Source organism: Microbacterium sp. bgisy189 (assembly GCF_965345345.1).
Lineage (GTDB): Bacteria > Actinomycetota > Actinomycetes > Actinomycetales > Microbacteriaceae > Microbacterium.
In genome coordinates this window covers 1-14,357 of sequence record NZ_CBDRMZ010000002.1, presented here as the reverse complement: position 1 = coordinate 14,357, position 14,357 = coordinate 1, and the positions used below count along the sequence as shown (strand labels likewise).

The 14,357-nt window shown below is 70.3% G+C and carries 11 protein-coding genes; 6 read left to right on the top strand and 5 right to left on the bottom strand.

The window, feature by feature from the left end; genetic code table 11:
- From ACSF8R_RS03140 to ACSF8R_RS03125, 4 genes are read right to left on the bottom strand one after another with little or no spacing between them, the layout of a single operon-like run.
- Positions 1–969 carry an AAA family ATPase gene (locus tag ACSF8R_RS03140; RefSeq protein WP_434810403.1) on the bottom strand — a complete coding sequence of 323 codons (969 nt, stop codon included), beginning with the start codon at positions 967–969 and terminating at the stop codon, positions 1–3.
- A complete protein-coding gene (locus tag ACSF8R_RS03135) occupies positions 966–2,129 on the bottom strand; it encodes a DUF4350 domain-containing protein (protein ID WP_434810402.1) in 1,164 nt (387 codons plus the stop codon). The genes ACSF8R_RS03140 and ACSF8R_RS03135 overlap by 4 nt, the downstream gene beginning before the upstream one ends.
- Positions 2,126–2,782, bottom strand: coding sequence for a DUF4129 domain-containing protein (locus ACSF8R_RS03130; protein WP_434810401.1), 657 nt, complete (start codon positions 2,780–2,782; stop codon positions 2,126–2,128). Before ACSF8R_RS03130 ends, ACSF8R_RS03135 begins: the two co-directional genes overlap by 4 nt.
- Entirely contained in the window at positions 2,782–4,116 is a 1,335-nt protein-coding gene (locus ACSF8R_RS03125) for a glycerophosphoryl diester phosphodiesterase membrane domain-containing protein (protein ID WP_434810400.1), read from the bottom strand. The genes ACSF8R_RS03130 and ACSF8R_RS03125 overlap by 1 nt, the downstream gene beginning before the upstream one ends.
- A 150-nt stretch (positions 4,117–4,266) precedes the next feature.
- Here ACSF8R_RS03125 and mtrA point away from each other — a divergent pair, with 150 nt between their 5' ends.
- The 5 genes from mtrA (at position 4,267) to hpf (ending at position 9,862) form a co-directional block, all read left to right on the top strand.
- Positions 4,267–4,947 carry an MtrAB system response regulator MtrA gene (gene mtrA, locus ACSF8R_RS03120; protein ID WP_434810399.1) on the top strand — a complete coding sequence of 227 codons (681 nt, stop codon included), beginning with the start codon at positions 4,267–4,269 and terminating at the stop codon, positions 4,945–4,947.
- A gap of 19 nt (positions 4,948–4,966) precedes the next feature.
- Entirely contained in the window at positions 4,967–6,670 is a 1,704-nt protein-coding gene (gene mtrB / locus ACSF8R_RS03115; RefSeq protein WP_434810398.1) for an MtrAB system histidine kinase MtrB, read from the top strand.
- Positions 6,667–8,355, top strand: coding sequence for an LpqB family beta-propeller domain-containing protein (locus ACSF8R_RS03110; protein ID WP_434810397.1), 1,689 nt, complete (start codon positions 6,667–6,669; stop codon positions 8,353–8,355). Before mtrB ends, ACSF8R_RS03110 begins: the two co-directional genes overlap by 4 nt.
- 106 nt (positions 8,356–8,461) lie before the next feature.
- Positions 8,462–9,109 (top strand): ComF family protein, encoded by a 648-nt coding sequence (locus tag ACSF8R_RS03105; RefSeq protein ID WP_434810396.1) that lies wholly within the window; start codon positions 8,462–8,464, stop codon positions 9,107–9,109.
- 90 nt (positions 9,110–9,199) lie between these two features.
- Positions 9,200–9,862 (top strand): ribosome hibernation-promoting factor, HPF/YfiA family, encoded by a 663-nt coding sequence (gene hpf / locus ACSF8R_RS03100; RefSeq protein WP_434810395.1) that lies wholly within the window; start codon positions 9,200–9,202, stop codon positions 9,860–9,862.
- A gap of 114 nt (positions 9,863–9,976) precedes the next feature.
- On the opposite strand, the gene ACSF8R_RS03095 is transcribed toward hpf, so the two are convergent.
- Positions 9,977–11,290, bottom strand: a complete 1,314-nt coding sequence (locus ACSF8R_RS03095) for a hypothetical protein (protein ID WP_434810394.1) — start codon at positions 11,288–11,290, stop codon at positions 9,977–9,979.
- A 239-nt stretch (positions 11,291–11,529) separates the two neighbouring features.
- On the opposite strand from ACSF8R_RS03095, the gene secA reads away from it, so the two are divergent.
- A complete protein-coding gene (gene secA, locus ACSF8R_RS03090) occupies positions 11,530–14,319 on the top strand; it encodes a preprotein translocase subunit SecA (protein WP_434810393.1) in 2,790 nt (929 codons plus the stop codon).
- Positions 14,320–14,357: the final 38 nt, after the last annotated feature.

Below are 14,357 nucleotides of genomic sequence, written 5' to 3'. Positions count from 1 at the left end.
TCAGATGGGGACGCGTGTCTGCTGGACGACGGCGGTCAGGATCGCGTCGACCGAAACGCCCTCGAGTTCCGCCTCGGGTCGCAGTCGCAGGCGGTGGCGCCAGGTCGGCACGAGCATCGTCTGCACGTGGTCGGGGGTGATGGCGGGGTACCCGCCGAGCCAGGCCCATGCCTTGGCGGTCGCGAGCAGCGCGGTCGATGCGCGGGGGCTCGCGCCCAGCTGCACGGACGGCGACTCGCGGGTCGCGCGGGCGAGGTCGACGACGTAGCCGAGCACGTCGTCGGAGACCGTGACGGCGGCGGCTGCGCGCTGCGCGGCACGGATCTCCTCGCCGCCGACGACAGCGGCAAGGCCCGCGCCCTCGAGATCACGCGGGGTGAAGCCGTCGGCGTGGCGGCGCAGCACGTCGACCTCGGCCTCACGCGCCGGCATGTCGATCACGAGCTTCAGCAGGAAGCGGTCGAGCTGCGCCTCGGGGAGCGTGTAGGTGCCTTCGTGCTCGACGGGGTTCTGCGTCGCGGCGACCAGGAACGGGTCGGGCAGCGAGCGGGAGACGCCGTCGGCTGAGACCTGGCGCTCCTCCATCGCCTCCAGGAGCGCCGACTGGGTCTTGGGCGGCGTGCGGTTGATCTCATCGGCGAGCAGCACGTTCGTGAACACCGGCCCCTCGCGGAACTCGAACGCTCCGGCGCGCGCGTCGTACACGAGCGAGCCGGTCACGTCGCCGGGCATGAGGTCGGGGGTGAACTGCACGCGGGTGGTGTCGAGTCCGATCGCGCGGCTGAAGGAGCGCACCAGCAGCGTCTTCGCGACACCGGGCACGCCTTCCAGCAGCACGTGGCCGCGGGCCAGCAGCGCGATGAGCAGGCCGGTGACCGCCCCGTCCTGCCCGACGACGGCTTTGCCGACCTCGACGCGGACGCGGTTCATCGCCGATCGCAGATCGGTGTCGGCGGCGGTATCGCTCATGGCAGGTTCCTTTCGGGACGGACGGCGCGGGTGACGGCGTTCTCGAGTGAGCGCACGCGGTCGGCCAGGTCGACGAGGTCGCGGTCGGTGGGGGACGGGTCGGTGATGAGGATGCCGCGGATGACCGCGCGGTCGGCGCCGAGGCGTCCGGCGACCGCGTCGGCGATCTCGAGGGCGGAGGCGGCGGGCCCGAGGCCGAGCAGTCGCGCCATCCGGCGCAGTGCACCGATGCGGAGCTGATCGGCGGCGTGGGTCGCGTCGCCCGACCGTGCGTACAGGCGGGCCCGGCCGGCTGTGGTCTCTCCGGCGCGAACCGTCACCGGCAGGTTTTCGGCGACGAGCGGACCGAGACGGCGGCCGCGCCACACGGCGGCGGCGACCCCCGACAACAGCAGCAGGACCATCACGGGCGTCACCCATGGCGGTGTGAGTTCGGCGAACGACGGGGGCGGCGCGAACTCGTCGCTGTCGCCGTAGTCGGGCACGTACCAGACGAGCGAGTCGTGTCGCCCCAGCAGGTTGAGGGCCAGTGCCGCGTTACCGGCGGTCGCAAGCCGCTCGTTGATCATGACCGCGGTGCCGTCGACGGCGACGAGGCGTCCGTCGCCACGATCCTCGGCGACGACGCCGAAGCCGTCGCCGACCGGGTAGCACCGATCGGCGGTGCTCGGCACGTCGAACCCGGTGCCGATGGTGGCCGCCCCGGCACGGCGCGCGTCTGGCAGGTCGCACCCGGGGTCGACGGTGCCGTCGCCGATCCCCGCGAGGTCGCCGCCGAAGGCGAGGCGGATGTCGCGGGTCCACGGGTCGACGAGCACGACGTCCTCGGCGGCATCCAGCAGGTCCGACAGGTCGGCGTCTGCCAGCGGCGAGGTGTCGGTGATCACCAGCGTCGTGTCGCCACCGTCACCCAGCTGGCGCTCGAGCTGCTCGGCGCCGCGCACCACGGTGACGTCGACACCCTGCTCCTCGAGAATGGTCGCGACCGCACGTGCGCCGTTCGTGCCGGCGGCCTCGGGGTCGAGCAGGCCCTGTGCCGGAAGCTGGGAGATGCTCGCGATCGCGGCCAGCACACCGGCGAGCACGACGATGCCGGTGCCGATGCCGACCCAGGCCGCGACGGCACCGCCGCGCGCGGGCACCTCGGTGACGGCGGTCACGCCGGGACGTCCTCTCGGAGCACCGGCGCGGAGGCGGCGAGGCGACCGTCGAGCTCGGCGATGAGCCGGTACGAGGCTTCGGTGCCGGGTCTGCGGAGGTAGCGCACATCATCGAACGCGTCTGCGCCACGATCCAGCGCCGCGCATTCACCCGGGAATGCCCGGCTGGCGACGCGTGCGAAGCGGTGGACGGTGGTCCCGGGCTCGGGGTCGACGATCGTGCGTTCGACGAGCCCTCGCGCGAGCGCTCGGAAGCGCAGCACGATCGCCTCGTCCCAGTCGCCGGCAGCCGCCGCGGCATCCGCTTGCGACCGCAGTTCGCCGGCCGAACGCTCGTCGGTCTCGCCGAACAGTTCGATCGGCGTGCGCGACCTCGATGCGCCGCGCGGCAGCCCCCAGATCACGAAGGCGATGACGATGACAGCGAGCACCACCAGGACGGCGACCGCGGCGAACCACGGTGCCGCGCCGGCGGGGACGTCACCGGAGAACAGCGACGCGATGAAGTCACCCACGGCCTTGGCCGCCCGATCGAACGCCGTCGGCTGCGCTTCTTGGTAGATCTGCTCGGTCAGCTCGTCTTCGGCCCACTCCTGCGCCTCATCGCCGTCGGGCGTGAGCGCGGTCAGGACGCGCCTGGCGGCATCATGCATCAGTCGTCGCCGTTCGCCGCGCCGCCGGGCGCGGCCCACTGCGTCGGCGACGGCGCTCCAGGCGCAGGCGCGGCCGGGGGAGCAGGGGCGGGGGGAGCAGGCGGCGGTACGGCGGGAGCCGTGGCGTACGGCGGCGCGCCGGCGGGCGGCGCCGGATACATTCCCGGCTGGGCATACTGCATCGGAGGGGCGCCGGGGGCCGGGGAGGCGCCCGCCGGGTAGGGGCCTGCGGGGTAAGCGCCTGCGGGGTACGAGCCCGGCGGCGGGTACGCGCCGGGGGTCGGCCGCGGTGCGATCTCACGGCCGATGTGCTGCCGGTACGGGTCGGGCAGGTCTGTCCCACCCGCATCCCGCGCGTCGACGTACGCGAGCAGATCGAGGTCGAGCCCCTCATGCCGCATGCGGCAGTCGATGTAGATGAGCGCGGAGGCCGTCGAGACGACGACGAGCGCGACCGACTGGATGACGACGACGAGGATCTGCGTCAGCAACGACGAGCCGATGAGCGCCGCGATCATCGCCTCGGGGGTCTCGCCGGTCGGCACCAGCACGCTCGACAGTCCGCTGGTCAGCAGCGAGACGGGTGCGCCGAGCACCTGGGTGAGCAGTGAGAAGGAGAGCTGGATGATGATCCAGACACCCAGCGCCGCCCAGAAGCGGCCGCGCGTGAGCCGCCACGAACGGGCGATCGCGCCGAACACGGTCGCGTGCTCGAGGACGAGCACCGACGGGACGAGCATGAGCTTGACGGTGAGCCAGAGCGCGAGCGGGATGGCGCCGAGCATGAGCAGCACGAGTGGGACGACGACCCACCAGCCCGTTGCGATTCCCAGGGCGACGAATCCGCCCGCGATGGCCGCGACGACCACGAACACCGCGACGGCGACCATGACCGTGTAGCCGACGATGCGCCATGCGACCGGCTTCACGCGCTGCCACAGGCGACGCAGCGTGAGCTTCTCGGCGACGACCGAATGCGACACCTCCGCGACGACGACCGCCTGCACCAGCACGCCGATGGCGCTCGTGGCCAGTGACAGCACGAGGGCGCCGACCGAGGTCAGCGCGATCGCGCCGGCCATGACCGTCTCGTAGTCTTCGTCGAAGGTGCGCATCGACATGAGCCGCGAGAACGCGAACAGCCCGATCGCCACCATGCCCGCCGCAGCGAGGATCGTCGAGACCGCCGTGACGACGAGCGCGAAGCCCAGCAGCACCTTGGGATTCTGCCGCAGCGCGGCGAACGAACGACCAAGGATCGTGCCGAACCCGAGCGGCTGCAGCGGGATGATCCCGGGCCGCGTGGCGGGCGTCCACGTCGGATATGCCGTCACCTTGCTCCCCCTTGCACGTCCGCGTTCGGCTCTATCGTGTCACACGGGTGCGGCGGTGGTTCCGGCGAACGGCCTGGCGCGTCCGATACGCTGTCCGGACGGCGCGTCAGGGGCGCGCCATCCGCCGTACCTGAAGGACGAATGGGGCACATGGCTTCCCGCATTCTGGTCGTTGACGACGACACCGCGCTCGCCGAGATGATCGGCATCGTGCTGCGAACCGAGGGGTTCGACACGGCGTTCTGTGCGGACGGCGCGATCGCGGTCGACACCTGGCGCACCGAACGGCCCGACCTCGTCCTGCTCGACCTCATGCTCCCCGGCATGGACGGCATCGAGATCTGCACCCGCATCCGTGCTGAGTCCGGGGTGCCGATCATCATGCTCACGGCCCGCACCGACACCGCCGACGTCGTCCGCGGCCTCGAGTCCGGTGCCGATGACTACATCGTCAAGCCGTTCAACCCGAAAGAGCTCGTCGCGCGGATCCGAACCCGCCTGCGCCCCGGGAGCGCGGGCGAGAGCGACTCGCTGCGCATCGGCGATCTGGTCGTCGACGTCGCGGCCCACGAGGTGCGCCGCGGCGAGAGCGTCATCGCCCTGACGCCGCTCGAATTCGAACTGCTCGTCGCCCTGGCATCCAAGCCGCAGCAGGTGTTCTCGCGAGAGATGCTGCTCGAGCAGGTGTGGGGCTACCACTACAAGGCCGACACCCGACTCGTGAATGTGCACGTGCAGCGGTTGCGCGCGAAGGTCGAGCTGGACCCCGACAACCCGCGCATCGTGACGACCGTGCGCGGCGTGGGGTACCGCGCCGGCGCGGTGGCGTGAGGCCGCCCGGAGCGACGACATGCCCGCGGTGACCACCGGCACCCACACGGTCGTCACCGACTGGCGCGACTGGCGGCGCCTGCCCGACACGATCGTGCACGCCTGGCAGCGGTCGCTGCGGCTGCGCACCCTGGTGCTGACCCTCGGGCTCACGGCCGTGACGATCCTCATCGCGGTGGTGTGGATGGCGCTCGCGATCCAGAACGACCTGTTCGACTCGCGTGTCACGCAGGTGCAGGATGCCGCGGGCCGCGCGACCGTCACCGCACAGGAGCTGCTCGACGCGGCGGTGCCTGAGGGGGATGCGGTCGAGCTGAGCGCGCTCATGACGGTGGTCAAGGAGTCGGTGTCGCGACAGGCCTCGAGCGACATGATTGCGATGTTCCGCATCTCTGAAGAGCCGTCGGCGATCGCGCCGCAGGACTTCGAACAGGGCGGGCAGGGGGCCTGGACCTCCGACCTGCTCAGTGAGGGGCTGCGTGAGACGGTGCGCAGGGACGACGAGCAGCAGTGGTGGCAGTCGATCGGCATCCCCGCCGAAGACGGCACCGTCGTGCCCGGTGTCGTGATCGGGCAGCAGCTGAATTTTCCGGAGGTGGGCGCGTACGAGCTGTACGTCGCCTACGACCTCGCGTCCGAGGCGCAGACGCTCCAGTTCGTGCAGTTGACACTGTGGGTCGTCGGCACGGCCCTTGTCGTGCTGATCGCGGCGATCCTATGGGTCGTGCTGCGCTCGGTGACGGTGCCGATCGCACGGGCCGCCGAGACCAGCGCGCAGCTCGCGGCAGGCGACCTCGGTGTGCGGCTGCCCGTCGAGGGCGAAGACGAGTTCGCGACTCTGAGCCGGTCGTTCAACGCGATGGCAGACAGCATCGAGTCGCAGATCAAGGAGCTCGCCGAGCTCTCCCTCGTGCAGCAGCGGTTCGTCTCCGACGTCTCGCATGAGCTGCGCACGCCGCTGACGACGATCCGACTCGCGACCGACATGCTCAACGATCAGCGCGAGGACTTCGACCCGACGACCGCGCGCGCCGCCGAGCTGCTGCACGCGCAGGTGCAGCGGTTCGAGACGCTGCTGACTGACCTGCTCGAGATCAGCCGCTACGACGCGGGGTCTGTGCAGCTCGAGCGCGAACCCACCTCGCTCGCGCACCTCGCCGAAGACGTCCTCGCCTCGATGCAGCAGCTGGCCGATCAGCACGGGACCGATGTTCGCCTGGTCGCCCCCGGCGGCTACTCGCTCGTCGACATGGATCCCCGTCGTGTGCGCCGGATCGTCCGCAACCTGCTCGGCAACGCGATCGAGCACGGCGAAGGGCGGCCCATCGTGGTCACCGTCGACAGCACGCAGCGAGCCGTCGCGATCGGGGTGCGGGACTTCGGACTCGGCATGCGCCCCGAAGACGCCGAGCGGGTCTTCGACCGCTTCTGGCGTGCGGACCCGTCACGCAAGCGCACGATCGGCGGCACCGGTCTCGGGCTGTCGATCGCGCTCGGCGACGCGCGACTGCACGGCGGAACGCTCGCGGTGTGGTCGGAGCTCGGCCGCGGCACGAACTTCGTACTCACATTGCCGCGCACCGCCGATGGCTCGATCGAGGGCGCAGCGCCGGTGCCGGTCGACCCGGGCGACGACGGCGCACCGCTCGACGACCTCGGACTGACCCAGCCCATCGACCTCCCCATCGATCTGCCCGATACGGCTCGAGGAGACCTGTCATGAGCCGCACCCGACGGATCGGCATGGCCGCGATCGCAGCCCTCGTCGCGCTCGCGCTGGCCGCGTGCGCCGGACTGCCGGTGAGCGGGCCCGTCAACGCGGGCGGTGCGCTCGGTGAAGATGACGCGTCGCAACCGGACTTCTCGTTCGTGCCGGACGGCCCGTCACTCGATGCGACGCCCGAGCAGATCGTCGAGGGCTTCATCCTGGCAGGGTCGGGACCGCGTGAGAACTGGCGCATCGCGAAGGAGTTCCTCTCGTCTGAGTTCGCAGAGCAGTGGAAGCCCGAGATGGGGGTGACGGTCTACGAACCGGGGTCCCGTGAGGCGCTGGTCGAATCCGGCGGGGGGCAGATGGCGCTGACGCTGCGCTCGACGGCGACGGTGGATGCCAGCGGCGTTTACACGGCCGAGAACGATCGCGAACTCACCCTGCAGTTCACCCTGGCCCAGCGCCGCGACGGGCAGTGGCGCATCACGCAGGCGCCCGACGGCATCGTGCTCGACAGCGATCGCTTCGAATCGGTCTTCGGCCGCTACTCGCTCATGTTCTTCGACCCCACGTGGGAGTACCTCGTGCCCGACGTGCGGTGGTTCCCGGTGACGAATTCGGCGACCAGCATCGCCGTCGCCCTCATCGACGGTGGTCCCAGCCGCATGCTGCAGGGGGCGGTGCGCACCGCCTTCACTGACGCGTCACGGCTGGCGGGACGTGCGGTCCCCGAACGCAGCGGTGTCGCCGAGGTGTCGTTGCAGCCGGGCGCCCTCGAACTCGACCAACGCATCCTCGACCGCATGTACACGCAGCTCGCGGCGAGCCTCGAGACGGCGGGCGTGCTCGGTGTCGACATGGTCGTCGACGGCGAAGCGCTCTCCGTCGGCACCGAGACGGTCAGGCCCGTCCGTGTCGACACGCGTTCGATGGTGATGGTCGGCGATGTGTTCGGGCTGCTCTCCGGCGGCGCGGTGGAACCGATCGCGGGGCTCTCGGACATGATCGCCGAGGCACCACCGGTCGCCGTCGAAGTCGACGCAGACCGCGAGTCGGCAGCCCTCCTGAACGCAGGCGGCGAAGTCGTCCGCGTGACTGCTGCCGGGCAGGAATGGGTGCTCGACGTGCGTGCCGGGCTGATCGAGCCGACGATGGATGCGCAGGGACGCGTCTGGTCGGTTCCGGCAGGTGATCCCGCGTCGGTGATCGTCTACGACACCGACGGGGTTCCCCATCTGCTCGAATCGGCGTGGTCGGGTGCCACCTCGATCCAAGCCATGCGCGTCTCGCGCGACGGCACGCGGGTGGCGGCGATCGTCCGGGAAGGGGCGACCTCGGCGGTGTGGGTCGCGGCCGTGCTGCGCGACGAGGACGGGATGCCCGTCGAACTCGGTGAGCGCGTGACCGTGGCGATCCTCGAAGCCGACGGGCTCGCGCTGTCGTGGGTGGGTGCCGCGGATCTCGCGATCGTCGCGAGCGACGGCGCCGAGGCCTGGGTGATCGAGCAGCCCGTGGGCGGTCCGGGTGAGCGTGTTCGCGCGCCGGAAGGCGTCGTGGCGGTCGCCGGGGGGAATCAGACCGGGGCGGTGCGGGTGCTCACCGCCGACGGGCAGCTGTTTGAGAAGCGTGGCGGCACCTGGATCTCGGTCGCGACCGAGATCGACGTGCTGGCGACGCAGCGCGGCATGCCTCGCTGAGATGTCCGCGGCGCCGGCTCCTCCACAGCCGGTGCGGTCCGGCACCTGTTCCACAGATCGTGGCAGTGCCGCACCCGCGGAGCACGCCCGCGGGCAGGCTGGTGGCATGCCGAACCCGCTCCTCGCCGCAGCCGCGCAGGCGCTCGCGCTCGTCTTCCCCGTCGACTGCGCGGGGTGCGATGCGCCCGACGTGGCGTTGTGCGAGCGATGTCGCTGCGCGCTCGTCGCGTCGCCCACGATCCGCACCGTCGCCGGCGTGGACGTCGTGAGTGCGGCATCCTTCGACGGTGCCGCCGCCCGCGTACTGCGCGCCTTCAAGGCGGACGGTCGCACGGGGCTCGCCCGTCCGCTCGGCGCCGCGCTGGCCGGTGCGCTCGCGCGAGTTGACGACGCAGGGTGCGCGTTCGTGCCGATTCCGTCGACATGGGAGGCGCGTCGCCGCCGCGGGTTCGTGCCGGTCGACCTGCTGCTGCGTCGCGCCGGTCGAACGCCGTGCAGGCTGCTCGTTCCCGCCCGCGGAACTGTCGACCAGCGTGGTCTGGACCGGGCCGAGCGTGCGCGCAACGTCGCGGGCAGTCTTCGGACGCGACACGCCGAGGGGAGACGCGTCGTGCTCGTCGACGACGTCGTGACCACCGGGGCGACCCTCGCCGAGGGGGTTCGCGCCCTGCGGGAGGCGGGTGCCGAGGTGGTCGGCGCCGCCACGGTGGCCGCCACAGCACGCAGATCGTCCGCATCGGCAATTCACACGTGACAGGTGAGGCGTGCGGGTCTAGCGTGGGGGGACACAAGGCGACTCGAAGGTCCGCCCCCTCCCGGTCGGACCGGAACAAGGAGGTCAGGGATGGAAACCAGCATCGTCGGCGTGGGCGTGAGCATTTCGGATCGCTTCCGCACCGTGGCTGCGGAGAAGTCTTCCCGCATCGAGCACTTGGCGCCCCGTGCGCAGCGGCTCGACGTCAAGGTCACCCACCGCGCGTACCACAACGGCACCCGTGAAGATGAGACCGTTGAGCTGACCCTCACCGGCAAGGGGCCCGTCGTCCGGGCCGAAGCCGTCGACGGCGACAAGTTCGCCGCGCTCGACCTGGCGGTCGACAAGCTCGCCGAGCAGTTGCGGCGCGCGAAGGACAAGCGCGTCGACGCCCGCAACCACCCGCGGGGCGCGAAGCTCGAGAAGGGCAGCGGCACGATCAAGGGCATCGACCTGCAGCCGGCATCAGCCGACGTCATCCGTGCCGTCGCGACCGGCGAGGTGCCGATCATCACGGGCAACGAGGACGAAGAGGACTACACGCCCGTCGTGATCCGCACGAAGCGGTTCGAGGCGGAGTGGATGACCGTCGAAGAGGCCGTCGACCGCATGGAGCTGGTCGGCCACGACTTCTTCCTCTTCATCGATGCACGCACCGACCAGCCGAGCGTCGTCTATCGCCGCAAGGGCTGGGACTACGGCGTGATCTCACTGGCGACGACCGCAGCACCCGCCGCGGAGCTCGCCTCCTGACAGGATCCGACACTCGCGAGACTGCATCCACGCCGTCGAGACCCCGCGCTGGCCGCTCGGTCTCGACGGCGTGACTGCTGTCTCGCGGTGATGGCGGCGGCGAGCGGCGGCGCGTCAGTCGAAGATGCCGTCGAGGATGCTGCCGATCACGAGGCCGCCGAGGATGCCGCTGGCCATGTCGCCGCCGCCCCAACCGCCGCGTCCGCCGCCCCCGCCGTTCCAACCGCCCTGGTTCGGGCGGGACGAGTCGATGTCGTGCTGGGCGAGTTGCAGTGCTTCGGCGGCGAGCTGCCCGCACCGACGCGCGTCGGCGAGCACGCGCTCGCGGTCGTCTTCACCGACGGGACCCGACGGCAGGTCGATGCGGATGCGCTCGGCCTCGGCGAGGCGGGTTCGTGCGTCGGCGCCGATCCACCCGCGGTGGCCTGCGATGACGCTGCGGGCGACGCCGAGTTGGCGGTCGGCGTCGTCGACGGCGTGACGGACGTGGGCTTCGGGGATGACGGGGCGGGAGGCCCGTTCGCGAGCCTTGGCGACCGCCTGATCGAGTGCCGCGTTGGCGGCGCGTAGTCGGGTGAGCTCGTCGAAGGGGTCGGGCTTGGCGCCGGCCGGGGTCAGCGCACCGAGGGCGGCATCGAGCTCGGCGACGGCTGCCGAGACGGCCGGGGTGCCGGCGAATTCGCGGGCGGCGGCGATGTCTTCGCGGGAGTCCTCGACGATGGCGGCCAGCGTCGTCTCCGCGCGGAGCGCCTCGATCTCGAACGTCTCGACGGCCTCCACGAGGGTGGACGCACGTCGCGTCGCCTCGATCGAGGTCTCGAGGGCGAGGTTCGCCTGTTCGCGCTGGCCGGCATCGCGGCGGCGTGTGGAGACCTGTGCTCCGTGCTCGGCGAAGTCGAGCAGCTGGGCCGCTTCTTCGGGGTTGCCGGCGACTTTGCGCAGGGCATCGGGGGAGTAGCGGGCGCTCAGCCGGTCCAGGGTGGCCCGCAGTCCCGGCAGCTGCTCGCGCATGCGGGCGATATCGCGTTCGATGCCCGCGACGATCTCGGGTGCGCGGCGGGCCCGGGCGATCGGTTCGGCGAGGGCGTCGGTGCGGTCGTCGAGGAGGTCTTCGGCCCACTCGCACAGCTGTGCGATGCGCGCGTTGCGAGTGCGCAGCTCCTCGGGGGTGTCGGGGATCTCGTCGTGGTTCAGCTGGTGCAGGTGGAACGCCTCGCCCAGGTGTTGCTTGACGGCGGCCAGTGCGTCGCGCAGCGGCGCGGTCGCGTCGCGACCCAGCTCGATCTCGGCGTAGGCGAGTTCGTCGCCCGTGGTGCGGATGCGCTCGTCCGCGGCGATCAGTGCCGTCTGCGCCTTGCGGCTCAGCTCGGCATCCTGCGCCTGCACCTGCTCGTTTTCGCGCTTGCGCTTGCCCCAGAATCCGGCCATGGGTCGATCCTATGCGGCGAGGCTGTGCCCGGGCCGTGACGCGGGTGCGCCCTCGACGAACACAGCTGTACAACGGCGACGTCGAGTTGCGCTGAGGGCGGACCCGGCGCGTCGGCGTGGCTCCACAGGCGTCGCCAAGGTCACAGACGGATAACATGGCTCCATATGTCTGTGCATCCGTGCACCGGCATCCCCGCCGACGTGGACCGTCGACGGCACCCGACAGATGGAGAACCTCCGTGGCCAACCCCCTCGAGAAACTGCTCCGCGCCGGCGAAGGCCGGATCTTGCGGCGACTGCAGCAGGTCGTGAAGGCGGTCAACGCCCTCGAAGAGGACTACGCACAGCTCACCGATGAGGAACTGCGCGGCGAGACCGCCGAGCTGCGCGCCCGGCACGAGGCGGGCGAGTCGCTCGACAAGCTCATGCCCGAGGCGTTCGCCGCCGTGCGCGAAGCCGCCAAGCGCACGCTCGGTCAGCGTCCCTACGACGTGCAGATCATGGGCGGTGCGGCCCTGCACCTGGGGAACATCGCCGAGATGAAGACCGGTGAGGGTAAGACGCTGACCGCGACCTTCGCGGCGTACCTCAACGCGATCGCCGGTGAGGGTGTGCACGTCATCACCGTCAACGACTTCCTCGCGAGCTACCAGTCCGAGCTCATGGGGCGTGTGTACCGCGCCCTCGGCATGACGACCGGCACGATCGTCTCGGGCCAGACCCCCGACGTGCGTCGCGAGCAGTACAACGCCGACATCACCTACGGCACGAACAACGAGTTCGGCTTCGACTACCTGCGCGACAACATGGCCTGGCGCAAGGACGACCTCGTCCAGCGTGGCCACTTCTTCGCGATCGTCGATGAGGTCGACTCGATCCTCATCGACGAGGCCCGCACGCCGCTCATCATCTCCGGCCCGTCGTCGGGCGAGGCGAACCGCTGGTTCGTCGAGTTCGCGAAGATCGCCAAGACCCTCACAGCGGGCGAGGATTACGAGGTCGACGAGAAGAAGCGCACCATCGGGGTGCTCGAGCCCGGTATCGAGAAGGTCGAGGACTACCTCGGCATCGACAACCTGTACGAGTCGGCCAACACACCGCTGATCTCGTTCCTCAACAACTCGATCAAGGCGCTCGCCCTCTTCAAGCGAGACACCGACTACGTCGTCATGAACGACGAGGTCATGATCGTCGACGAGCACACCGGCCGCATCCTGGTCGGGCGCCGCTACAACGAGGGCATCCACCAGGCCATCGAGGCCAAGGAGGCCGTGCCGGTCAAGGCCGAGAACCAGACCCTCGCGACCGTCACACTGCAGAACTACTTCCGGCTGTACGACAAACTCGCGGGCATGACCGGTACCGCCGAGACCGAGGCGGCGGAGTTCATGTCGACGTACAAGCTCGGTGTCGTGCCGATCCCCACGAACAAGCCCATGATCCGCAAGGACCAGGCCGACCTCGTCTACAAGAACGAGCAGGCCAAGTTCACGCAGGTGGTCGAAGACATCGCCGAGCGGCACGCAGCCGGTCAGCCCGTGCTGGTCGGCACCGTCAGCGTCGAGAAGAGCGAATACCTCTCGCGACTGCTGGCGAAGAAGGGCATCAAGCACGAGGTCCTCAACGCCAAGAACCACGCGCGCGAGGCCGAGATCGTCGCCCGCGCCGGGCGCCTGGGCGGCGTCACCGTCGCCACGAACATGGCCGGTCGAGGCACCGACATCATGCTCGGCGGCAACGCCGAGTTCCTCGCCGTGCAGGAGATGAAGGCGAAGGGGCTCGATCCGGTCGAGACGCCCGACGAGTACGAGGCGGCGTGGGACGACGTCTACACCGAGATGCGCGACACGGTCGCCGAAGAGGCGGCGAAGGTCGTCGAGGCGGGCGGCCTGTACGTGCTGGGCACCGAGCGGCACGAATCGCGCCGCATCGACAACCAGCTGCGCGGACGTTCGGGCCGTCAGGGCGACCCGGGCGAGAGCCGGTTCTACCTGTCGCTGACCGATGACCTCATGCGACTGTTCCAGTCGGGGGCTGCCGAGGCGATCATCGCCCGCACCAACCTCCCCGACGACGTCGCGATCGAGTCGGGCATGGTCTCGCGCGCCATCAAGAGCGCACAGGGTCAGGTCGAGTCCCGCAACGCCGAGATCCGCAAGAACGTCCTCAAGTACGACGACGTGCTCAACCGTCAGCGCGAAGCGATCTACGCCGACCGCAGGCACATGCTGCAGGGCGATGACCTGTCGGAGCGCGTGCAGCACTTCATCGAGGATGCCGTCGGCCAGATCATCGACGAGCACACCGGCAGCGGCCACACCGAGAGCTGGGACTTCGACGCGCTGTGGACGGAGCTGAAGACGCTCTACCCCGTCGGCGTCACGATCGACGAGGTCGTCGCCGAGAGTGGCAGCAAAGGTCGCGTCACCGCTGAGGGGCTCAAGCGCGAGATTCTTTCGGACGCGAAGATCGCGTACCAGAAGCGTGAGGAGACCCTCGGAGCACCCGCGATGCGCGAACTCGAGCGCCGCGTCGTGCTGCAGGTGCTCGATCGTCGCTGGCGCGACCACCTCTACGAGATGGACTACCTCAAGGACGGCATCGGTCTGCGCGCCATGGCGCAGCGCGACCCGCTGATCGAGTACCAGCGCGAGGGCTTCCAGATGTTCCAGTCGATGATGGAGCAGATCAAGGAGGAGTCGGTCGGCTTCCTCTACAACCTCGAGGTCGAAGTGCGCCAGACCGAGGGTGGCCAGGTCGAGGCGAAGGGTCTCGCCGCTCCCACCGTCGACGCGCAGCGCCTGCAGTACACGGCCGCCAACGACGCCGGTGAGGTCGAGGTGCGCAACGATCGCGGGCAGGTCCAGCAGGCAGCGACCAGCAAGGTCCGTCAGGCCGCCGCGCGCCAGACGCAGCCGACCGAGCCCGCGGCCGATGCTCCGCGCGGCGCGTTCGGGCAGCGAACGGATGCCGCGGACTCCGCCCCCGGCAACCGCGCCGAGCGTCGCGCCGCCAACAAGAAGAAGTGACCGGCGACGGAGCGTTTCGTCTCTTCGCTGCGCTCCTG

Coding starts and splice junctions, on each gene's coding strand:
- ACSF8R_RS03140 (WP_434810403.1), bottom strand. CDS start 969: ATGAGCGATACCGCCGCCGACACCGATCTGCGATCGGCGATGAACCGC.
- ACSF8R_RS03130 (WP_434810401.1), bottom strand. CDS start 2,782: ATGCATGATGCCGCCAGGCGCGTCCTGACCGCGCTCACGCCCGACGGC.
- mtrA (WP_434810399.1), top strand. CDS start 4,267: ATGGCTTCCCGCATTCTGGTCGTTGACGACGACACCGCGCTCGCCGAG.
- mtrB (WP_434810398.1), top strand. CDS start 4,967: ATGCCCGCGGTGACCACCGGCACCCACACGGTCGTCACCGACTGGCGC.
- ACSF8R_RS03110 (WP_434810397.1), top strand. CDS start 6,667: ATGAGCCGCACCCGACGGATCGGCATGGCCGCGATCGCAGCCCTCGTC.
- ACSF8R_RS03105 (WP_434810396.1), top strand. CDS start 8,462: ATGCCGAACCCGCTCCTCGCCGCAGCCGCGCAGGCGCTCGCGCTCGTC.
- hpf (WP_434810395.1), top strand. CDS start 9,200: ATGGAAACCAGCATCGTCGGCGTGGGCGTGAGCATTTCGGATCGCTTC.
- ACSF8R_RS03095 (WP_434810394.1), bottom strand. CDS start 11,290: ATGGCCGGATTCTGGGGCAAGCGCAAGCGCGAAAACGAGCAGGTGCAG.